The following is a 19,756-nucleotide window of genomic DNA, read 5'->3' on the forward strand; positions in this document are numbered from 1 at the left end:
GTCGCATCGGAGACCCCTTCACATCGGGCACGGAATGGCGGCACTGTTCCGGTCCGGCCGAAACGCAAGATCTGTTTATCCGACTTTTCGCGCTTTGAGATGATCAAGGGATGCGAACGAGTGAGAAGGCGACACCGAACAGCCCAGCGGGGTGGCCCGTGACGCGACGCGACCCCGGGCCGTGGGCCCGGGGTCGCATCGTGACGGGAGGCGGCAGCGGCTAACGCACAGTCAGCTCCGCGATGCCCGGGCGCTCCTTGGCCCCGGGCTCGCCGTGCACTGTCACCCGGACGTAGCGGGCCAGCCGCGGGGAGTCGTCCGTCCGGTACCAGTGCCGCCCGTCGAGGGAGACCTCCACGTCGTACGACACCGGCGTCACGCCGGTCCACGTCGGGGTGGCGCCGCCGACCCGGACGGGCTCGCCGAGGTCCGCCGTGAGGGCGCCGGTCGTCCCGTCCGGGACCCAGGCCGTGGCCGTGTCGCCGTCCACCGCGGCCCCCGCGTACATGCCGGGCTCCTCGGACGACGCCTTCGCGGCGGCGCACAGGGCCGCGTTGTCGGTCGGCACGAGGTCGGGGCGGCGCGTCTTGAGGACGGCCGGGGCGCCCGCGCTGAGGACCTGCTCCCCCTGCGGCGTGTCGAGCGTCATCGCCTTCCCTCCGGTGAGCCGCACCGTCGTGCGGTGGGCGCCGAGCTCGATGTCGAACGTACGGCCCTGCCAGGTCAGACCGCGCAGCGTGACCCCCTCGCCGAACTGCGGGGGCAGCGTCGGGTCGAGGCGGAGCCGGTCCTCGCGCATCCGCATGCCGGTCAGGCCCTGGGTGAAGGTCTGCAGGAAGCCGCCCTTGCCGGTGAGGAAGTCATGGGCGGGCGAGCCCGACAGCGGGTCCTCGGCACCGGCCTTGTCCCCGCGCGCCTCGGAGAACTGCGCGAACGGGCCGCGCACGAAGGGCTTGATGGAGCGCTCCATGTACGTGTACGTGGCGCAGCCCGGCCCGCCGATCCCGGCGGCGTCGACGGCGTGCACCGAGTCCGTCATGGCGGGGCCGTCGGGGTCGGTGCGCCGCGCGTAGTAGTCGAGCGTGGCGGCCGCCGCGCCCTCGGGCATCCGCCACTCCAGCGGATACATCAGGAGCACCGTGTCGGCCTGCTTGATCTTGCTGCCCCGGTAGCCGTCGTACTGCTCGAAGACCTTGCGCCGGGCGTCGTAGGGGATGCGGATCCTGTCGGCGATCCGCGTCCAGGCGGCGGGGGCCCGCTCGCCGAGGAGCGCGGCCGCGCGCGTGGCGTGGCGCAGGGCGGTGACGGCGCCCGCGTTGGTGAACACCGCGTCGTCGACGCCGTTGCTGTACTCGTCGGGGCCCGCGGTGTCCTTGACCGAGTAGCTGCCGTCGGCGTTGCGGCTGACGCGGCCCGCCCAGAACTCGGCGATGCCCTTCAGGACCGGCCAGCCGCGCTCGCGCAGCCAGGTGGTGTCCTTGGTGGCCAGGTAGTACTGCCAGGTCGCCAGGGAGACGTCGGACTGGAGGTGGATCTGCGTGCGGCAGTGCGGCGGGTCGACGCTGTGGCACTCCTTGGCCAGGTCGCCCGAACTGCCGCTGTTCCAGGGGTAGAAGAGCCCCTTGTAGCCGAAGGCGCGGGCGTTGTCGCGGGCGGCCGCGCGGGTGCGGTAGCGGTAGTCGACCACGGACCTCGCGAGCTCGGGCCGGGTGGCGAGCAGCCCCGGATACATCCAGGTCTCGGCGTCCCAGAAGATGAGGCCCGCGTAGTTGTCGCTGGTCAGGCCCGCCGGGGCGATGCTGTTCGCGGCGCCTTCGCGGGTGCTGGAGAGCAGCCCGTACTGGGCGGAGCGCACCCACGTCTGCCAGTCGCGGCGGCCCGGCACCTCGATGTCGCTGCGCCACAGACGGGCCCAGGCGGCGGTGTGGGCGCGCAGCAGGGCGTCCCAGCCCCGGTCGGCGGCGCGGCGGGCCGCGGCGGTGGCGGCCTCGCGCGGGGCGCGCGAGGTCAGGGCGGTGTCGACGCCCACGTACTTGGTGAGTTCGTAGGTCCGGCCGTCGCGCACCGGCAGGGTGAGGCCCTGCCGCGCGGTCAGTCCGCGGGCGCGGGACGCCCTGTGCTCCCGGGCGCCCCGCACGCCGTGCCCGGCGCGCAGGGTGGAGGCGACGGCGCCGTCGACCCCGGTGCCGTCCGTGCGGAAGGTGACGTCCATGGCCGGTCCGGGGCGGCCGTGCCGGGCGCCGCCGGTCCGGTCGCCGCCGCCGGTCTGCCGCACCCGGCGCGCGCCCCGGCCGTCGACCAGGTCGGTGACGGTCGCCTCGCCGCTCCAGTGCGGCCGCATCCGCAGGCGTACGGCGCCGACGTGCGGGTCGGCGCGGTCGGCGACGACCTCGTAGACGAGGTCGGTCCTGCGGCCGTCGGCGGCGGTCCAGGTGAGGGTGGTCCGCACGAGGCCACAGTGCATCAGGAGGCGCTGGCGGTAGGCGGAGACGCGGCCGGGCGGCGTCGAAGAGTTGAAGGTCTCGCCGCGCTCCCCGCCGGTGGTGACGGTCAGCGGGGTCCAGGTGGGCAGGGCGGCGACGGCCTGCCGGTCGGCGGCGGTGCGCGGGTTGTGCGCGTACAGGCCGGACACGAAGGAGCCGTCGTAGCGCGGGGTGTACAGCGGCCAGCCGGTCTTGGCCTCGGACGCGGTGTACCCGGAGCCGTTGGGCGCGACGCGCTGTCCCAGGTAGCCGTTGCCGACGAAGGCGTGGTGGGAGTCCTTGGGGTCGATGCGGGTGCTGTCGAGGGACCAGCCCCCGCCCGTACGGCAGTCGGCGGGCGTGGCGGCGGAGGCGTCCCGCCGCTCCTGCTGGGCGCCTGCGGTGGGCGGGACGGCGGCGAGGAGCACTCCGGCGAGTGCCGCCGCGGACAGACGGGCGGCGCGGGGCCGCTTGACCAGGGAGTACGTCATTGTTCTCCGTCTTGGTGATCTGTGAGGGTCCACGGACCATAAATTTTGTGAACGAGGCACGTCAATATCCGCGCATCATCAATCAAGTCCTTAAGACAAGAGGCGGAGATTGAGCCATCCGGCCCGCCTGCCGCACCCGTTCAGCTCCGGGCCCGCGGCGGGTAGCCTGCCCCGGGCCCGGATCCCCCGACGCCCCTGCCGACGCCCGGAGTTCACCTGTGACCGACGTGCGCACCATCGACTACCACGCCGCCGGCGAGCCCTTCCGCATCGTGCGCGAGGGGCTTCCCCCGATCCCCGGCGACACCGTCGCCGAACGCTTCGCCACCGCCGTCGGCGCGGGCGGCGCCCCCACCGCGCCGCGGCGCGGCCCGCTCGACGACGTCCGCAGGCTGCTGGTCCGCGAGCCGCGCGGCCACTGCGGCATGTACGGCTGCTTCGTGGTCCCCGCCGACGACGAGGGCGCCCACTTCGGCGTCCTGTTCTGGCACAAGGACGGGTACTCCACGGCCTGCGGGCACGGCACGATGGCGCTCGGCGCCTGGGCCGTCGACGAGGGGATCGTGGCCGCGCCCGCCGACGGCTCCGTGCAGGTCCGCGTCGACGTGCCGTCCGGGCGCGTCACCGCCACCGTGCACCGGGAGGGCGGCCGCACGACGGGGGTCACCTTCCGCAACGTGCCCGCCCGGGTCACCGCGCGCGGCGTGCGCGTCGCCACCGGCGCGGGCCCCGTCGACGTCGATCTCGCGCACGCCGGGGCCTGTTACGCCTCCGTGCCCGCCGCCGCGCTCGGGCTCACCGTGGACCGCGCGGCGCTGCCCCGTCTCGTCGCGGCGGGGCAGGAGATCCGGTCCGCCCTCGCCGGGCACCCCGGCAGCCTCGACCCCGTACGCCCCGACCTGTCCGGCGTGTACGGCGTCATCCTCCACGAAGAGCTGCCCCGCCGCCCCGAGGGGCCCGCCCAGCGCAACGTCACGGTCTTCGCCGACGGACAGTTCGACCGCTCCCCGTGCGGCTCGGGCACCTCGGCCCGGCTCGCCCTGCTCGCCGAGGACGGCCTGCTCGCCCCGGACGAGGTGCTGCGCCACGAGTCGATCGCGGGCACCGTCTTCACCGGCCGCGCGGTCTCCCGTACGGACCGGGGCACGGTCACCGAGACCACAGGGCGGGCCTTCCGCACGGGCGAGCACCGCTTCTTCCTCGACCCGCACGACGAGCTGCCGGAGGGGTTCCTGCCCTAGGGCCCTTCCCGCGGTTCGGCGCGCAGTCCGTCGAGCAGGCGCTCCAGCGCGGCCTGGGTGCGGGTCAGGTCCTCCGGGTCCCGCGACGACGCCAGCCACAGGGCCGCCTCGTTCATCGCGCCCGACAGCAGGTGGGACAGCGGGGCGACGGGCTGGGGGCTCAGCACTCCGCCGTCGACGAGCTCGGCGAGGACGTCGTCGAGGTGGCGGCCGGAAGCGGCTTCGTCCGTGGCCCGCCACGCGCTCCAGCCGAGCACCGCGGGCCCGTCGACGAGCATGACGCGCTGGACGTCGGGGTCGGCGGTCGCGGCGAGGAACGCCCGGCAGCCGGCCGTGAGCCGGGCCCAGGGGGCGTCGTGCGCGTCGGCGGCTTCGGCGACGCGGCGGCCCACTTCCCGCTGCACCTCCTCCAGGACCGCGCGGAAGAGGTCGGCCTTGTCCGTGAAGTGGTGGTACAGCGCGCCCTTGGTGACCTCCGCGGAACGGACGATCTCCGCGAGGCCCACCTCCGCGTACCCGTGGGCGGCGAAGAGGCGCCGCCCTTCCGCCACGAGCCGCCCGCGCGTGTGCTCCCGCTGCCGGGCGCGGATGCCCTGCTCCGCCATCAGCCCTCCACCACATTGACATACCGATGGTATGCGAATAAGTTCGTTCGCATACCGATGGTATGTGAACCAGGGGGTCCCAATGAAACTGACCGGCTTCTATCCCGTGATCGCCACCGACCGGCTGCGGGAGTCCCACGCCTTCTACACCCGGCTCCTCGGATTCGAGACGACCTTCGAGGCCGACTGGTACGTCAGCCTGAGGCGGCCGGGTGAATCGCCCTACGAACTGGCCCTGCTCGACCACGCCCACCCGACGATCCCGGAGGGCTACCGCACCCCCGCGCGCGGCCTGCTCCTCAACTTCGAGGTGGAGGACGTGGACGCGGAGTGGGAGCGGCTCGTCGTCCGCGGCGGCCTGCACCCCGAACTCGCCCTGCGCAGCGAGGACTTCGGGCAGCGCCACTTCATCGTGGCCGACCCGAACGGCGTCCTGATCGACGTCATCACCCCCATCGCCCCGGCGGGCGAGTTCGCCGCGCAGTACGTCAGCGACTGAACCCGGCCCGCCCGGCCCCGGCCACCGCGGCGATGTCGGCGAGGAGCCTGGCGGGCTCCGCGTACAGGTAGAAGTGGTCGCCGATCCGCAGGGCGAGTTCATGGGCGACGAGGCCGCCGAAGCTGTGCCCGAAGAGCGCATACGGCTCCGGTGCCGGTTCCAGGCCCGCGGGCAGGTGCGGGCGCCACACCGAGAAGGCCCCGGCCGCGACGTCCGACGGCGTCGCGGCGCAGTCGCCGCCCACGCCGGCGGTGACCGCGCCCCCGTAGGATGGAAGTTGTCATCCATGTCAGGTTCGCGCGGCCGCGCGAACCGGTGACGGCGAGCGAGGTGGACGATGCGGATCGGCGAACTGTCCCGGCGCACCGGAGTGAGCGAACGCTCCCTGCGCTACTACGAGAACCAGGGGCTGCTCGCAGCCGAGCGCACGCCCGGCGGCCACCGCGCGTACGCGGACAGCGCGGTCGACCGGGTCATCCGCATCCAGGAGCTGTTCGCCGCGGGCCTGTGCAGCTCGAAGATCGTGCACCTGCTGCCGTGCATCCGGGACAAGGACGGCGGGCCCTCCGAGACGGCCACGCCGTTCCTGGTGAGCCAGCTCAGCGCGGAGCGGGACCGCATCAACCGCATGATCGGCGACCTGGTGCGGTCCCGCGACGTCCTGGACGAGGTGATCGAGGCGGCGTCCGGCTGAGCCGCCGCCCGGCGTCCCGGGCGCCCCCGGTCGGCGCCGCGCCGCCGCCCCGAGGAACCGCGCGTCACCTGCGCCAGAACAGGTGGTGCGTCACGCCGCTCGGGCTGGGCACGACGTCGAGGTGGTACCGGTCGAGGAGTTCGTCGGGTGACTTCCAGAGCCGCGTGCCGGACCCGAGGTCCCGCTGCGAGACCGCCACGTGCAGGGTGTCGACGAGGCCCGCGTCGAGGAACTCCCTGATGGTGGTGGCCCCGCCGCCGAGCCGCACGTCCTTGCCGCCCGCCGCCTCCTTCGCCCGCTCCAGGACGGTGGCCGGGTCGTCGTCGACGAAGTGGAACGTGGTGTCGGAGAGCGTGAACGAAGGGCGCGGGTGGTGCGTCATGACGAACACCGGCGTGCGGAAGGGGGGTTCGTCGCCCCACCAGCCGCGCCAGTCGAGGTTCTCCCAGGGCCCGCGCTGGGGCCCGAACTTGTTGCGGCCCATGATCTCGGCGCCGATGTTGCGCGCGTAGTCCCGCGTCAAGTAGTCGTCCAGGCCGCGGCTCCCGCCGGGGGCCGTGCGCATCGGCCAGCTCGCCGTGGCTCCGGCCCAGGCGAACATCTCCCCGGGGTCGGCGTCACCGAACGGCCGCTCCAGGCTCTGGTTCTCCCCGGCGCCGAATCCGTCCCGCGAGACGTTGAAGTTCTGCACTCTCAACAGCTGACCCATGGGTCCCTCCAGTGTTGTCGACACAAGGGAGACTCCCCGGCCCGGCAGAACTCATCGGCCGCGGCCGGACGGATCGGCCCCGGTGCACCGGCTCGGCCCCCAGCCGTCCCTCAGGAGCGCGAAGGCGGCGTCCAGGGCGCGCCCGGGGTCGTCGGCGCGCAGGGCGAAGGCCGATGCCTCCAGGGCGAAGTGGGCGAAGGCGGCGCAGCGGTAGTCGTCGGGCCGAGCGCCGGTGGCCTCGGCGACGGCCCGGGCGAGGGCGTCCTGGTGGCGCATCCACATGCGGTGCCCGTACTCACTCAGGGCCGGCGTGTCGTTGACCAGGCGCAGGAAGGCGGCGAACCGCTCGCCCCGGCCGCCCGCGTCCGTGCGCACCCGCTTGACGTACGCACACAGCGCCGCGGGGATGTCCTGGCCCTCCACCCGGTCGCGGACGGCGGCGACGAGCCCGGCCTCCTGCTCGGCGTCCTCGTCGAAGACCAGCGCCTCCTTGACGGGGAAGTACTTGAGCAGCGTGGTGGTCGACACGTCCACGGCGTCCGCGATGTCGCGGATGGTGACGTGGTCGTAGCCACGGTCGAGGAACAGGGTCAGGGCGGTGTCGGCGAGTGCCCGGCGGGTGGCGGCCTTCTTGCGCTCGCGGCGCCCCACGGTTGCAGTCATGTCGACATCGTAGAGAAAAACCACCGATCCTAAAAGTTGTGTCGTTGCACTTATTGTACGAGTGTGCTTTTGTGGCCGCGCAGTCGCCCCTTCGAGAAAGGCACCTCGATGAACACCACCACCCCGCGCATCGCGATCGTCGGAGCCGGACCCGGCGGCCTGGTCTGCGCCCGTGTCCTGCAACGGCACGGCATCCGCGTCACGGTCCACGACCTGGACGCCTCGCCCACCGCCCGGGGCCAGGGCGGCACCCTGGACATGCACCCCGACACCGGCCGGGCGGCCCTGCGCGCGGCCGGTCTGCTCGACGCGTTCCTCGCCCTGGCCCGGCCCGAAGGCCAACAGATGCGCCTGGTCGGGGCGGACGGCCGGATCGTGTTCGACGGCATCCCGCCCGAGGCCGACACCCGCGAGGGCAACCCCGAAATAGACCGTGACCAGCTGCGCGGCCTGCTCCTGGACTCACTCGCACCCGGCACCGTGCACTGGGGCCACCGGCTCACCCACGTCGAGCCCGTCGGCGGCGGCGTGCACCGCCTGCGCTTCGCCGACGGCACGAGCGCCGACGCCGACCTCGTCATCGGCGCCGACGGCGCCTGGTCCAGGGTCCGCCGCCTGCTGACGGACGCCACGCCGCAGTACACCGGCGTCACCTTCGTCGAGACCGGCTTCGACGACGTCGACACCCGCCACCCGCGCCTCGCGGCCCTCACCGCCGCGGGCACCATGATGGCCCTCCACGACCGCCGCGGCCTCGTCGCCCAGCGCACCGGCGGCGGACACATCCGCGCCTACGTGGCCCTCAGCGCCGACGAGGACTGGCACCGGCGGGCCGGGCTCGACCTCGCCGACACCGCCGCCGTACGGGCCGCTCTCCTGGACCGTTTCACCGGCTGGAGCGAGCCGTTGCTCGCCTTCATCACCGACACCGACAGGGGCTACGTCCACCGGCCCCTGTACGCGCTGCCCGTCCCGCACACCTGGGCACCGACGCCCGGCCTCACCCTCCTGGGAGACGCCGCCCACCTGATGTCACCGTTCTCCGGGACGGGCGCCAACCTCGCCCTGCTCGACGGCGCCGACCTCGCCCGGGCGCTCGTCGACCACGCCACCGTCGACGAGGCCGTCGCCGCCTACGAGAAGGTGCTGCTGCCGCGCTCGGCCGAAGCCGCCGCAGGCGCGGCCGGGGCCATCGCCGACGCCTTCGGCCCCGACGGCGCCGACCGGGTCCTCGCCCACCTGGCCGGACCCCGGTGACCGACCTCAGGGGCGGCCCGGCTCAGAGCACGGGCGCGCGCGGCCCGTCCGGCTCCTCCAGGCGCCGGTCCACCACGGCCCCGGCCACCTCGGCGACGTCGTCCTGCGCCACCTGCCGGTAGCCGTCCTCGGTGACCAGGCACACGCGCGGGAAGAGCCGGCGGGTGAGGTCGGGCCCGCCCGTGGCCGAGTCGTCGTCCGCCGCGTCGTACAGCGCCTGCACGGCGGCCAGGACGATGTCGGACTCGGACATCCCGGGGCGGTAGAGCTTCTTCAGCGCGCCGCGGGCGTAGACCGAGCCCGAGCCGGTGGCGGCGATGTGCCGCTCCTCGCTGCGCCCGCCCGTGACGTCGTACGAGAAGACGCGGCCCACGCCCCTGTCCAGGTCGTACCCGGCGAACAGCGGGACGACGGCGAGGCCCCGCATCGCCAGGGCGAGATTGCCGCGGACCAGGGTGGTGAGGCGGTTCGCCTTGCCTAGCAGGGACAGGGCGGTGCCCTCGATCTTCTCGTGGTGCTCCAGTTCGAGCTGGAAGAGCTTGACCAGTTCGACGGCGAGGCCCGCGGTGCCCGCGATGGCGATCGCCGAGTGCCCGTCGGCGGGGAAGACCTTGTCGTACTCGCGGTGCGCGATGACGTTGCCCTGCGTGACCCGGCGGTCGCCCGCGACCAGGACGCCGTCCGCGTACGCGGCCGCGACGATGGTGGTGCCGTGCGGTGCCTCGAAGCCGTCGTGCGGGGCGGGCAGGGCGCGGCGGGCGGGCAGCAGGTCGGGGGCGTGCGCCGCGAGGAAGTCCACGAAGGACGACGTCTCGGGGGCCAGGAAGGCGGGCGGCAGACCACCCGTGCCGTGCGGACCGGTGTTCATGCGCGTCCCTCCCAGGCTCGCCGGCCGATCCGTGCTCGCTGACGGATCGTCTGGCGCACCCTACCCGCGCCCCCAATCGGGTAACCCAGGCGGCGAGTTGGTCCGCTCCCTCCCGGCCCACGACGCGCGGGCGAAACACGTGCCCCGTACAACCCTCGGACCCCATCCTTGGTCGAAGAGGGCGCCGGAGGAACGGAGCGGGCTTGTCCGGACCACCCCCGTGCCGCCCGGACAGCCTTCCCCACCTTTCCTCAACGGGAGCCTTTCTTGCGCAAGAACCGTTCGGCCGCGCTCACCGCGGCCTCCTTCCTGCTGCTCACCGGGGCGGGTGTGGCCGCCGCCCCCGCCGCGCTCGCGGGCACGCCGGGGAGCACGCACGCCAACGACCGCAACAGCGACTACAACGGCGACGGCTACGAGGACCTGCTGGTCGGCGCGCCCGGCGCGACCGTGGACGGCCACAAGGGCGCCGGGCTCGTCACCGTGCAGTACGGCTCGCCGCGGGGCATCGGCACCGCGCGCGTGGCCCGGCTCAGCGAGGCCTCCACCGGCGGCGACGGCACCCCCGAGGCGGGCGACGGCTTCGGCACCACCGTCGCGAGCGGCGATCTGAACTCCGACGGCTACGACGACGCCGTGATCGCCGCGCCGGGCGAGGACGTCGACGGACGGCGCGACGCGGGCCGCGTGACGATCTTCTGGGGCACCAAGCAGGGCCTCAAGCCCGGCCTCAGCGACTGGATCGAGGCCGAGGAGCCGCGCGCGGGCGAGCGGTTCGGCACCGGGGTCGCCGCGGCCCGCTTCAGCGGCGCGACCGAGGGCGACGTCCTCGCCGTGACCGACCGCGACGAACTGGACACCTACACCTACGGCGACCAGCCGCACATACCCCCGGGCCGGGCGTTCCAGCGGCAGTCCTCCCAGCGCCTCGCCGGGCCGGTCGCGGGGGCCGACGGGGACCGGGCCGCCGCGCGCCGCGTCGTGCTGCCCACGTCGCTCACCACCGGGGACTACGACGACAACGGCTTCGCCGACCTCGTGGTCTCCGGCGTGACGACGGGCGACGAACCCGGGCACGGCTGGTCGACGTACTACTCCGGCCGCGCCGAGGGCCTCACCAAGGAGCGCGAGCTGCGCGGCGGGCCCGTCGCCGCGACCGGGGACATCGACGGCGACGGCTTCGACGACCTGGTGACCGGCGAGCCCGACTCTCCCGACGACGGCGGCGAGACGCTGACCGGCGGTCTGGTCGGCGTCCGCTACGGCAGCCCGAACGGCCCCTCGGCGGCGGTCAGGTGGTGGAGCCAGGGCACCGCGGGCGTACCCGGCGTCGTGGAGAAGGGCGACCGCTGGGGCGCCGACCTGTCCGTGGACGACACGAACCACGACGGCTACGCGGACGTCGCGATCGGCGCGCCCGGCGAGGACGTCGGGCGGGTCGCGGACGCGGGCGCGGTGTGGGTGCTCCGCGGCGCGCGCGGCGGCCTGACCACACGCGGCGTCGCCTCCTGGACGCAGAACAGCGAGGGCGTTCCCGGCGTGGCCGAGAAGGGCGACAAGTGGGGCGCGCAGGTGCGGCTCGCGGACCCGAACCGCGACCGCCGCTTCGATCTGATCGCCTCGGCGCCGGGCGAGAACGCCGGTGACGGTGTCGCGTGGTTCCTCCCGGCCGCGCGGGGCGGCGTCACCGCCTCCGGGTCCTGGACGTTCGGCGTGAAGTCGCTCGGCGTGCCTGTCGACGGATCCGCGTTCGGCACGGCGATCGACGAGTAGCGCGCCCTCCGGCGACGGGCGGCGGGATCGACCTGCCGTCAGGGGACGGGAGGATCTACCTGCCGTCAGGGGACCAGGGGATCGACCCGCCGTCAGGAGATGGGGGCCGTCGGGCAGTTGGTCCGTACCGACTGCTTGACGGCCCCATTCCGCTTGCCTTAAACCAAGTAGAGGCACCGCAGGGCTGTGAGCGCTCTCAGCGTTCACTTCCCGACGCTTGATTGTCATGCACACACCCCCACGCGAAGCGATGTGATGACAGTGGTCCCCCGCCCTCGCCCCCGCCCTCGTCGCCGCCGCCGCGCCGCTCTCGGCGCGCTCGCCACGGCCTGCTGCGCCCTCGCCGTGAGCCCCGCCGCCGCGTCGGCCCCGCCCGCGCCGCGCCCCGCCGCGGCCCTCGCGTTCACCGACGACTTCAACGGGCCCGCGGGCGCGGCGGTCGACGGCGGCAAGTGGCAGCTCGAGACCGGCGACAACGTCAACAACCACGAGCGGCAGTACTACACCTCGGGCACCAAGAACGCGGCCCTGGACGGCCGGGGCAACCTGGTCATCACCGCGCGCAAGGAGAACCCGGCCGACTACTCGTGCTGGTACGGCCGGTGCGAGTACACCTCCGCGCGCCTGAACACGGCGGGGAGGTTCACCCAGGCCTACGGCCACGTCGAGGCCCGGATGAAGGTGCCCCGGGGCCAGGGGATGTGGCCGGCTTTCTGGATGCTCGGCACCGACATCGGCAGCGTGGGCTGGCCGAACTGCGGTGAGATCGACGTCATGGAGAACGTCGGCTTCGAGCCCGGCACGGTGCACGGCACGCTGCACGGCCCCGGCTACTCCGGCTCCGGCGGCATCGGGGCGGCGTACACCCTGCCCGGCGGCGAGGCGTTCGCGGACAGGTTCCACACCTTCGCCGTGGACTGGTCGCCGAACAAGGTCACCTGGTCCGTCGACGGCCGCGTCTACCAGACCCGCACCCCGGCCGACCTCGGCGGCAAGCAGTGGGCGTTCAACAAGCCGTTCTTCCTCATCCTCAACCTCGCCGTCGGCGGCTACTGGCCGGGCGACCCGAACGGCAGCACCGTCTTCCCGCAGCAGCTGACCGTCGACTACGTACGCGTCACCGGCGGCTGACCCCCGCGACCGGGGCCGACCGAAGTCGCTCCCGTACGAGACGAAGGTCGCGCACCGGGCCCGCGGCACGCGACCTTCGTCCACAAGGGCCCAAACCCCCAGTGACTTGGCGAAACACCCGCACCCGGGCAGGATGCCCGCATGAAGAGCGACCTTTTCTCCGAGCGGCACCTGGCGCGGCCCGCGACGGCCCCCGGCATGAGCGTGCAGAACTCCAAGTCCCTCAAGTACGCGGTGAGCGGCGAGATGCTGGCCCGGCAGGGAGCGATGATCGCCTACCGCGGGAACCTCCAGTTCATGCCGACCGAGCGGTGAAATATCACCTGAGCAGGACAAACGAATAGGGGCTGCCAGCGCCGTGCACATCCAGTGCACGGCGCTCGCTGTTTGCCCGCGACAAGCGGTGCAATAACGTACGACCGGCCTGCCTCGGTGCTCACCGGTCGTCCTCCCCCCTTGCGCAGAGGAGCCCTCACCGATCACGTCTGCCGCTCCTTCACCGTCGTTCACTGCGTGGCACCAGGGCGGCCTCCGGCAGGCCCGGAGGCGCCGGGATTCCATACAGCTCTTCAAAGGACGCCGGAGCGTTCTCCCAGTCCACTTCCCACATCAGGTAGCCGTAGGTGTCCAATGTCTCGGCGATGCGGCCGTGTCTCATACGCGCCTGGACCTTGCGCGGTTCGAGGCCCGAGGCGATGAGCACCGCGTCCGCGAAGTGCCTCAGGTCGCGAAAACTCGCATCCTCCGGAACGTCCACACCCCGGCCCCGAGCTCGCTTCTTCGCCACCTCAAAGGCGTGACTCAGGGTGTCCTTGTTGAGTGGCGTCCAGCGCCGGCTGACCGTCACCAGGTCTGCGTACTCACGTGGAATAGCCGGCAGACCTCGGCTTTCGCGCCGACGCAACGCGGCGGCAGTCATCGGTGCTCGCCAGCGTGCCACGTGCGTCCAGTACTTATCCCTCAGGAATGAGCCGACGGCGAGCGAGGCTCTACTGGCCTTCGTTTTCAAGGGAACTGCCTGACCCTTTTGCCTCTGCTCCTCCACCAACTGCATGCCCGGAACACTTTCCATGTCCGGACGGCGCACCCCGGCGGCCTCCATCGAACGCAGCGCTTGGAGGGCCCCGTACCAGATCGTCAGCTCGTAGCGAGGATCGATCTCCTCCGCAAGAGCGACTACGTGGGCCCACGTCAACCGCACCTCGCGTCCAGGTCCCCTCGGCACACGGATCCCCACGACCGGGTTGCCGTCCAGGTGGCCGTCCTCGACGGCCATCGACAGCATCACGGACAAGGCTTTCTTGACGTTGGACCGGCTGGTATCAGACATGCCACCGTTCTTCAAGGCGACCAGGAAGTCCCGGTACTCCCCCCGCTTGACCTCTGACAGGAGATGCGATCCCAGCACCGGGACCACGTGGCGTCGCAGTCGATGTCCGTACGCATGGATGGTTCCCGGGCGGCGTTCGTGCCGGGCCAGGAACGTCTCCACGTACTCGCTGATCGTCGGAGCTCCGTTCTTCTTGTCGCGCCGACCTCTGTGCGGGAAGGGAAGTCGTCCTTCCTCCACGGCAGCGCGCTGGCTGCGCTGGAACGCAGCGGCCGCCTGCTTCCTGTTTGCAGGAAAATTCTTGGCCCGCTGACGTCCGGATGCCTCCCGCCAGCGCGCCTGCCATCGCTTCGCGCAGCCGTGCAGAGCACTTGGCACCAAGCCCGGGTGGTCCGGGCACTCTGGGTCTCCTTGCCGAGGGTGAGACTTGTGCCAGCGGTCGTAGGGTTCCTCCCTCGTCACGTTGCCACCTCCTGGTGATCATTTGGAGTGATCAGTGCTCGTCCCCCCTTCCACGACGCAGCGGTCGACGTCCGACTCCCGATAGCGGAGAGCGCGACCGCCCATGCGGAAGGGCTTCGGGCCGCGGTGCTCCACCTCCCAGGTGCTCGCCCAGTTGTAGAGCGTCTTGCGTGCGACGCGGAGGCGATCGGCTGTCTCCTGGGACGTCAACCAGCGCTCGGGCCGCAAGGACTTCGGCATCAGGGCCACTCCCGGTTCGGCGAACCCACAGCAGGAAGCGGGCGGATGAAGAACGACACGGTCGCGTGTGGCTGCGCCGGTACGGCGTGCAGGGTGATTTGGTCGAGTCGGATCAGATGCGCACTCTGAGCAACAGGGGCTAAGCAGTCACGGATCACCGAGTCACAGGTGTTCGCAGTGCGGGCATGCGTGATGAAGGCAACCGCCCCGGCAGGCCCGAGAAGCGCGGCCCAGGGGATATCGCCGACCCAGTCGGCCGAGCGGGCGTCCACGCAAGCGATCACTGTGTCGAAGGGCTGGGAGGCATCGCCGAGCTCCACCCCTTCCTGCGGAGTCCGGCGAAGGACTGCAGACGAGTCACGCTGTGGAGGCTTCGGTCCGGCCCCGGACTCTGCGGGCGGGCCTGCATCCGCACCAGGCAGGTCGAGTTGGCCAGCAGGGCCAAGCACACGCACGGCTATCGTCCGGACCAGTCCTGAGGAGGACTCGGCCACGGCCGAGACCCTGTGTGCAGCAGGGCAGGACTCGCCGCCGTCGGAGGCGAGGACGAGCACCCGTTCGTGCGGCTGGCAGTAGTACGCAATGACGTTGAGGACGGCCCGAGTCAGCCAGTTGGCATCGTCCTGGTCGTCTCTGTCGTGGCGGGGACGTGGTATTTCCATTTCCTCTTGTCCTCTGGTGTGAGGTGCTGTCGCTTCAAGAGGCCGGGAATCGTCCGAATTTTCGACAAGGAACGGTGAGACCGCTCCCCGCAGCTCTGCCGCTTCATCACGTTTGAGAATGAGTCCGCCAGCCCTTGGGCCGCTACTAAAGCGCAGCTCAGGGGCTACTGCGGCGTTACTAAATCCGGCTTATGGCCCGGCGGTACGTGCGCCAGGCACTCACAGCTGGGTGGGGTGCCTATGCCGATACGTGGAACAGCAGTCCGCCGACGTAGATCTGTAGGCGTCAGCTGCTCGCCACTTGGCAGTGAGCATGCCTCCTGAGGGCGTCATGACGAGTCACTAGCTCCCGAAGGAGGCGCCACCATGCCTTGTGTCAGGCGCCGCGACCGCTGTACCGATGGGGCGCCGCTTCCACTGGACATCGCCCGGAGCAGTTTTGAGCTGCTGGTAACCGGGGTTCATCCGCTGTCTCTCGACTGCCGCGGGCTCAACGGCCTGCCCAACCGCTGTGTGCCCCTGGACGAACTGCTCGACCGCCTGCTTCACGGCCACTGCCCACAGCGCGCGAAAGACGCCGTCTGGATCATGCTGGTGGAACGCTCTCGCACCATCGGCGCCACGTGGACGCTGGCCTGTGCCGGGATGGCCCTGCCCGCCCTTGCCAGCGTCGCCAGGCGGCTCACAGCGCGGTACGCAGGGGATCCGCACGACGTGCACGCCGAGGTGCTCTCCGGATTCCTGAGCGCTCTGAGTACGGTCGATCTGGACCGGCCGCGCGTCGTCGTCCGGCTCAAGTGGGCCGCATACCGGCGAGGATTCGCCGCGCTCGCCGAGGCGGTGGACGCGCCCACGCCGGTGGGGCCCGGAGGGTTCGAGTCCGCTCCACCGCAGGCGCCCTGGGGCCACCCAGATCTCGTCCTGGCGCGCGCGGTCCGCATGGGGGTCCTGAACCGGACCGAGGCAGACCTGATCGGCGGTACCCGACTGGATGGCCAGTCCGTCGGCGACTGGGCCCTGGGGCACGGCCGGACCCTTTCCTCCGTCTACAAGACCCGGCGCCGGGCGGAACAGCGACTGGTCGCGTTCCTGCGAGATCGGATCCGGACCGCCGATGCGGAAGATCCCGTAGCACGTATGGCAACGGTGGATCTCCCTCGTGGACTGGCCGCCCCGCGTCGGCGCGGCTCGGCTGGTTGTCCAAACGCGTCGCCCGAGCCGGTCTCTTCGGGTGCAGGGGCTCCCTCATAGCCCTCCGCTCCCCGGCCCTTGGAGATGCTTGCGATGCACGAGAAGCCTCCCAGCACGATGCGGAAGCGGCGCTACCGCGCGTGGCCTCGCCTTGCCGGGCCCCCTTTGAGCCCTCGGCACCACGTACTCCGGTGGCCGCTGCTCCTCACGCTGTCCACCGCGGTGACCGTGCTCGCCGCCTCCTCGGCGTTCGCAGCGGACGGCGGGGACGTCCTTGCGCTGGCCAAGTCCGTGAACGACGTGCTCGACAACATCCGTAACTGGATTATGGGAGTCCTCGCCGGACTGGCCACCGTCTTCCTGACCATCGGCGGAGTCCTCTATCTGATGGCCGGGGGTGATCCGGGCGAAGTGCAGAGGGCGAAGACCGCGTTCAAAAGCGCGGGGTGGGGCTACGGGATCGCCGCGCTCGCGCCTCTCGTCGTGGAGATCCTCAAAGGGATTGTCGAGGCGTGAGGCCAATGCTCTCCTGTGTCACAGCTCGGCATCCGCGCCGTTGGCGAAGGAAGGCTGCGGTCGGCTGCGTCTTGATAGTCGCGCTACTGCCTCTGCTCGTGGGTGGGGGCGATACCTCTGCGGCGCGCCCCGGTGCCGGCGCCTCCACAGCGTTTGGGGCCCCGGTCGGTGAGCCACCGCCATGCGAGCCCGACGGCTGCGCTCCGCAGTTTCGCACCGCTCCCCTCTTCCCTGCTTCCGCTCCGGACGAAGTCACGACGGCAGTGGCGGATCAAGCGCCCACGGGCATCGTCGACTGGGTCGCGAAGGGCGTCACCGCGGCGATCAACGCCTTCTTCAAGGGCATCGTGAGCGCTGCCCTGAACCCTCTGCTGAAGCTCCTCGGCGACACCCTGCTGACCACCCCCGAGCCGGGCTCAATACCCCGGGTCGGGGAGCTGTGGGCGGACTCCTGGAAGATCACGCTCGCCTCGTACGGGCTGCTGGTCATGGTGGCCGGAGTTCTGCTGATGGGGCACCAGACCGTGCAGAACCGCTATTCGCTACGTGAGTTGGCTCCTAGGATCCCGCTGGGGTTCCTCGCCGCCGGGCTGTCTCTCCTCCTGGCCGACAAAGCCGTGGAGTTGGCCAACGCCTTGTCCATGGCCGTGCTGGGTCCCGGTCTCGACGAGGATGCCGCAGGCACGGCGCTGCGGGACTTCGTCCTCAGCAGCTTCACGTCCGACAGCAGCATCTTCATCATCCTGATGCTGGGCGTGGTCGCCGTCCTCCTGGTGGCGTTGCTGGTGACGTACATCGTGCGGGTCGCGCTGACGATCTTGCTCATCGCGGGTGCGCCGCTGGCGTTGATGTGTCACGCGTTGCCGCAGACGGACGGCATCGCCCGCTGGTGGTGGCGCGTCTTCGCCGGGCTGCTCGCGATCCAGGTCGCCCAGTCGATGGCGCTGGTGGTGGGGATACGCGTATTCCTGACGCCGGGGAACTTCAGCCCGTTCGGTAGTGAGCAGCACGACCTGGTCAGTGTGCTCGTCTCACTGGCGCTGATGTACATCCTGTTCAAGATCCCCTTCTGGATCCTGAGTTCGGCACGGGTAGGGCACGGCAGGTCGTTCACCGGCCGGATCGTCCGCGCCGCGGTGGCCTACAAGACGTTCGGGCTACTGCGCCGCAGGCCCGCACGGGCGGCCGCCGGCCATGGCGGCTGGGGCGGTCGGGGAGGGCCCGGCGCGGCGGCTCCGAACCGGCAGGCAGCCGCACCGGCAGCACCCGTGCCGGTGGCACGCCAGCGGCGGGGCGCAGCGGGGACACCAGGGCTCGGTGGGCGAGGGGGCGCGCGTCCGCTGCGTCCTCCAGGACCACCATTGTTCCTATCGCCCCACCAGCCTGCCCAGGCTCCCGGTCAGGCCATGCCGCCACCAGCCGTCGGGCACGCCCCCGGACCTCCGCCCATGCCTGCTTTCCTGGCGGCGAGCGGACAGTCGGGCATGGCGACGTCCGGCCCCAGACGACCGCCGACAGCTCCCGCACCCACCGTTCCGGCCTTCCGGCCTCCGGTTCCACCGTCAACGACGCGGCCACTGCCCCGACCGGCACGGGCCCCGGCTGCGCCGGTGTTCCAGGAGCCGCGCTCACAGCCCTCGCTCAGCCGGCCTGTCCGGGCCACTCGCCCGCCCGCACCCGCCACCTTCCGCCCGCCCCCGCCCGTCGGTGGCACGCCGCCGCCCAGCGGCCCAACCCGTCCACGAGGTGATCGCCGATGACCCAGACGGTGCGCATCCCTGCGGATGTCGAACGTGAGGACACCGTCCTTGCAAACCTGACCGCCCACCAGCTGCTCGTCCTCACGACCACCGGTGCCTTGCTGTACGGCTTCTGGTCGCTCACCCGGAACCTGCTGCCGCTGTCGGCCTTCCTCCTGCTGACCCTGCCTGTCAGCGGCACGGCGCTGCTGCTCGCTCTCGGCAGCCGCGACGGCATGTCCCTGGATCGATTCGCGCTGGCCGCACTCCGCCAGCGCCTGGCACCCCACCGCCTGATCTCCACGCCGGAAGGCGCTCCCCTGCCGCCGCGCTGGCTCCTCGATCGTGCCACCGACGAGGCCGGCAGGCCGGCACGACTCGGCGCGGGCCCTTCCGCTACGCCGCTTCGCCTCCCAGCCCAGGCAGTGTCCGAGACGGGTGTGGTCGATCTCGGCTCGGACGGTGTCGCGGCGGTGGCGGTGTGCGGCACAATCAACTTCGCGCTGCGTACCCCTACCGAGCAGGAATCCCTCGTCGGGGCCTTCGGCCGCTACTTGCACTCGCTCATCGCGCCCGTGCAGATTCTCGTCAGAGCCGAACGCCTCGATCTGTCCACGCAGATCCACGAGTTGCGCAAGCACGCCACCGCCCTCCCACACCCCGCCCTGGAGAGGTCCGCCCGCGAACACGCCCACTATGTGGAGCAGTTGGGGCGGGACGCTGATCTCCTTCGCCGCCAGGTGCTGCTGATCCTGAGAGAACCGGTCCGCTCCGCATCCGGTTCCGAAAGGCTGGGCGGATCGTCACCGCTCGGCGCGATCTTCCTGCGGAGGGCGCGCCGCGGCGCCTCGGCGGTGGAGACTGGCGCCCGTCGTGCCGCCGAGGCCCGTCTGCTCCGTCGTCTGAGCGAGGCGGCCGAACTACTCGGCCTCATCGGAATCACCGTGACCTCGCTGGACGCCGGGCAGTCCACTGCCGTACTCGCCGCGGCCTGCAACCCGGATTGCCTCGTCCCACCATCGTCCTCCCTGGCCGGGGCCAACGAGGTCATCACCGGCGCCAACGGCGCGGAGAACTCGGGGGCTGAAGGCGACACCGCCGTCCCGCTCTCCCCCATGCAGGGAATCGAGCAGCATGAAGCACCGTGACCGCCGTCCTTCCGCATCCGCTGCGTCCGAGGGCCACCTCGACGTAGCGGGCACGCACGGAAACGTCGCTCCCGA

Annotated in this window: 19 protein-coding genes and 1 pseudogene; 11 read left to right on the forward strand and 9 right to left on the reverse strand. The window is 71.8% G+C overall.

Annotated features, from left to right (window positions below):
• Positions 1-220: 220 nt before the first annotated feature.
• A complete protein-coding gene (locus MQV74_RS05715) occupies positions 221-2,953 on the reverse strand; it encodes a discoidin domain-containing protein (protein ID WP_242714927.1) in 2,733 nt (910 codons plus the stop codon).
• 218 nt (positions 2,954-3,171) lie between these two features.
• Between MQV74_RS05715 and MQV74_RS05720 the strand changes: the two genes are divergently transcribed.
• The gene (locus MQV74_RS05720; RefSeq protein WP_242714928.1) at positions 3,172-4,194 is read left to right on the forward strand and encodes a proline racemase family protein; all 1,023 of its coding nucleotides are present in this window, start codon (positions 3,172-3,174) and stop codon (positions 4,192-4,194) included.
• Here MQV74_RS05720 and MQV74_RS05725 read toward each other — a convergent pair.
• The gene (locus tag MQV74_RS05725) at positions 4,191-4,799 is read right to left on the reverse strand and encodes a TetR/AcrR family transcriptional regulator (protein ID WP_242714929.1); all 609 of its coding nucleotides are present in this window, start codon (positions 4,797-4,799) and stop codon (positions 4,191-4,193) included. The genes MQV74_RS05720 and MQV74_RS05725 overlap by 4 nt on opposite strands.
• Before the next feature lie 82 nt (positions 4,800-4,881).
• On the opposite strand from MQV74_RS05725, the gene MQV74_RS05730 reads away from it, so the two are divergent.
• Positions 4,882-5,298 carry a VOC family protein gene (locus MQV74_RS05730; RefSeq protein ID WP_242714930.1) on the forward strand — a complete coding sequence of 139 codons (417 nt, stop codon included), beginning with the start codon at positions 4,882-4,884 and terminating at the stop codon, positions 5,296-5,298.
• Here the strand turns inward: MQV74_RS05730 and MQV74_RS05735 are convergent.
• Positions 5,288-5,542 carry a thioesterase domain-containing protein gene (locus MQV74_RS05735; RefSeq protein WP_242714931.1) on the reverse strand — a complete coding sequence of 85 codons (255 nt, stop codon included), beginning with the start codon at positions 5,540-5,542 and terminating at the stop codon, positions 5,288-5,290. The genes MQV74_RS05730 and MQV74_RS05735 overlap by 11 nt on opposite strands.
• 93 nt (positions 5,543-5,635) lie before the next feature.
• On the opposite strand from MQV74_RS05735, the gene MQV74_RS05740 reads away from it, so the two are divergent.
• Complete coding sequence (locus MQV74_RS05740) at positions 5,636-5,992, forward strand: MerR family transcriptional regulator (protein ID WP_242714932.1); 357 nt, start codon at positions 5,636-5,638, stop codon at positions 5,990-5,992.
• 64 nt (positions 5,993-6,056) lie between these two features.
• Here MQV74_RS05740 and MQV74_RS05745 read toward each other — a convergent pair whose 3' ends face one another.
• Positions 6,057-6,701, reverse strand: a complete 645-nt coding sequence (locus tag MQV74_RS05745; protein ID WP_242714933.1) for a dihydrofolate reductase family protein — start codon at positions 6,699-6,701, stop codon at positions 6,057-6,059.
• A gap of 51 nt (positions 6,702-6,752) precedes the next feature.
• Positions 6,753-7,364, reverse strand: coding sequence for a TetR/AcrR family transcriptional regulator (locus MQV74_RS05750; protein WP_242714934.1), 612 nt, complete (start codon positions 7,362-7,364; stop codon positions 6,753-6,755).
• 108 nt (positions 7,365-7,472) lie between these two features.
• On the opposite strand from MQV74_RS05750, the gene MQV74_RS05755 reads away from it, so the two are divergent.
• Entirely contained in the window at positions 7,473-8,621 is a 1,149-nt protein-coding gene (locus MQV74_RS05755) for an FAD-dependent oxidoreductase (RefSeq protein WP_242714935.1), read from the forward strand.
• A gap of 22 nt (positions 8,622-8,643) precedes the next feature.
• Here MQV74_RS05755 and prcB read toward each other — a convergent pair whose 3' ends face one another.
• A complete protein-coding gene (gene prcB, locus MQV74_RS05760; RefSeq protein WP_242714936.1) occupies positions 8,644-9,489 on the reverse strand; it encodes a proteasome subunit beta in 846 nt (281 codons plus the stop codon).
• Positions 9,490-9,756: 267 nt separating this feature from the next.
• Here prcB and MQV74_RS05765 point away from each other — a divergent pair, with 267 nt between their 5' ends.
• The 3 genes and pseudogenes from MQV74_RS05765 to MQV74_RS05775 form a co-directional block, all read left to right on the forward strand.
• Positions 9,757-11,262 carry an esterase gene (locus MQV74_RS05765; protein ID WP_242714937.1) on the forward strand — a complete coding sequence of 502 codons (1,506 nt, stop codon included), beginning with the start codon at positions 9,757-9,759 and terminating at the stop codon, positions 11,260-11,262.
• Positions 11,263-11,517: 255 nt separating this feature from the next.
• A complete protein-coding gene (locus MQV74_RS05770; protein WP_242714938.1) occupies positions 11,518-12,393 on the forward strand; it encodes a glycoside hydrolase family 16 protein in 876 nt (291 codons plus the stop codon).
• Positions 12,394-12,534: 141 nt separating this feature from the next.
• Positions 12,535-12,690: pseudogene (locus MQV74_RS05775) on the forward strand (AIM24 family protein); the annotation flags it as partial.
• A 199-nt stretch (positions 12,691-12,889) separates the two neighbouring features.
• Here MQV74_RS05775 and MQV74_RS41120 read toward each other — a convergent pair.
• From MQV74_RS41120 to MQV74_RS05785, 3 genes are all read right to left on the reverse strand, one after another.
• A complete protein-coding gene (locus MQV74_RS41120; RefSeq protein ID WP_242714939.1) occupies positions 12,890-14,101 on the reverse strand; it encodes a site-specific integrase in 1,212 nt (403 codons plus the stop codon).
• A gap of 102 nt (positions 14,102-14,203) precedes the next feature.
• Positions 14,204-14,425: a helix-turn-helix transcriptional regulator gene (locus MQV74_RS41350; RefSeq protein WP_374120587.1), complete on the reverse strand. Its 222-nt coding sequence runs from the start codon at positions 14,423-14,425 to the stop codon at positions 14,204-14,206.
• Positions 14,425-14,745: a hypothetical protein gene (locus MQV74_RS05785; protein WP_242714940.1), complete on the reverse strand. Its 321-nt coding sequence runs from the start codon at positions 14,743-14,745 to the stop codon at positions 14,425-14,427. Before MQV74_RS05785 ends, MQV74_RS41350 begins: the two co-directional genes overlap by 1 nt.
• A 708-nt stretch (positions 14,746-15,453) precedes the next feature.
• Here MQV74_RS05785 and MQV74_RS05790 point away from each other — a divergent pair.
• From MQV74_RS05790 to MQV74_RS05805, 4 genes are all read left to right on the forward strand, one after another.
• Positions 15,454-16,338, forward strand: a complete 885-nt coding sequence (locus MQV74_RS05790) for a hypothetical protein (RefSeq protein WP_242714941.1) — start codon at positions 15,454-15,456, stop codon at positions 16,336-16,338.
• 57 nt (positions 16,339-16,395) lie between these two features.
• Positions 16,396-16,794, forward strand: a complete 399-nt coding sequence (locus MQV74_RS05795) for a pilin (RefSeq protein WP_278194491.1) — start codon at positions 16,396-16,398, stop codon at positions 16,792-16,794.
• 263 nt (positions 16,795-17,057) lie between these two features.
• On the forward strand, positions 17,058-18,554 hold the full coding sequence (locus MQV74_RS05800; RefSeq protein WP_242714943.1) for a hypothetical protein: 1,497 nt from the start codon (positions 17,058-17,060) through the stop codon (positions 18,552-18,554).
• Complete coding sequence (locus MQV74_RS05805) at positions 18,551-19,681, forward strand: PrgI family protein (protein ID WP_242714944.1); 1,131 nt, start codon at positions 18,551-18,553, stop codon at positions 19,679-19,681. The genes MQV74_RS05800 and MQV74_RS05805 overlap by 4 nt, the downstream gene beginning before the upstream one ends.
• Positions 19,682-19,756 lie beyond the last annotated feature (75 nt).

The sequence above is a fragment of the Streptomyces sp. AN091965 genome (genome assembly GCF_022698285.1).
Classification (GTDB): Bacteria; Actinomycetota; Actinomycetes; order Streptomycetales; family Streptomycetaceae; genus Streptomyces.

Coding starts and splice junctions, on each gene's coding strand:
- MQV74_RS05715 (WP_242714927.1), bottom strand. CDS start 2,953: ATGACGTACTCCCTGGTCAAGCGGCCCCGCGCCGCCCGTCTGTCCGCG.
- MQV74_RS05725 (WP_242714929.1), bottom strand. CDS start 4,799: ATGGCGGAGCAGGGCATCCGCGCCCGGCAGCGGGAGCACACGCGCGGG.
- MQV74_RS05730 (WP_242714930.1), top strand. CDS start 4,882: ATGAAACTGACCGGCTTCTATCCCGTGATCGCCACCGACCGGCTGCGG.
- MQV74_RS05740 (WP_242714932.1), top strand. CDS start 5,636: ATGCGGATCGGCGAACTGTCCCGGCGCACCGGAGTGAGCGAACGCTCC.
- MQV74_RS05745 (WP_242714933.1), bottom strand. CDS start 6,701: ATGGGTCAGCTGTTGAGAGTGCAGAACTTCAACGTCTCGCGGGACGGA.
- MQV74_RS05750 (WP_242714934.1), bottom strand. CDS start 7,364: ATGACTGCAACCGTGGGGCGCCGCGAGCGCAAGAAGGCCGCCACCCGC.
- MQV74_RS05755 (WP_242714935.1), top strand. CDS start 7,473: ATGAACACCACCACCCCGCGCATCGCGATCGTCGGAGCCGGACCCGGC.
- prcB (WP_242714936.1), bottom strand. CDS start 9,489: ATGAACACCGGTCCGCACGGCACGGGTGGTCTGCCGCCCGCCTTCCTG.
- MQV74_RS05770 (WP_242714938.1), top strand. CDS start 11,518: ATGACAGTGGTCCCCCGCCCTCGCCCCCGCCCTCGTCGCCGCCGCCGC.
- MQV74_RS41350 (WP_374120587.1), bottom strand. CDS start 14,425: ATGCCGAAGTCCTTGCGGCCCGAGCGCTGGTTGACGTCCCAGGAGACA.
- MQV74_RS05790 (WP_242714941.1), top strand. CDS start 15,454: ATGCCTTGTGTCAGGCGCCGCGACCGCTGTACCGATGGGGCGCCGCTT.
- MQV74_RS05795 (WP_278194491.1), top strand. CDS start 16,396: ATGCGGAAGCGGCGCTACCGCGCGTGGCCTCGCCTTGCCGGGCCCCCT.
- MQV74_RS05805 (WP_242714944.1), top strand. CDS start 18,551: ATGACCCAGACGGTGCGCATCCCTGCGGATGTCGAACGTGAGGACACC.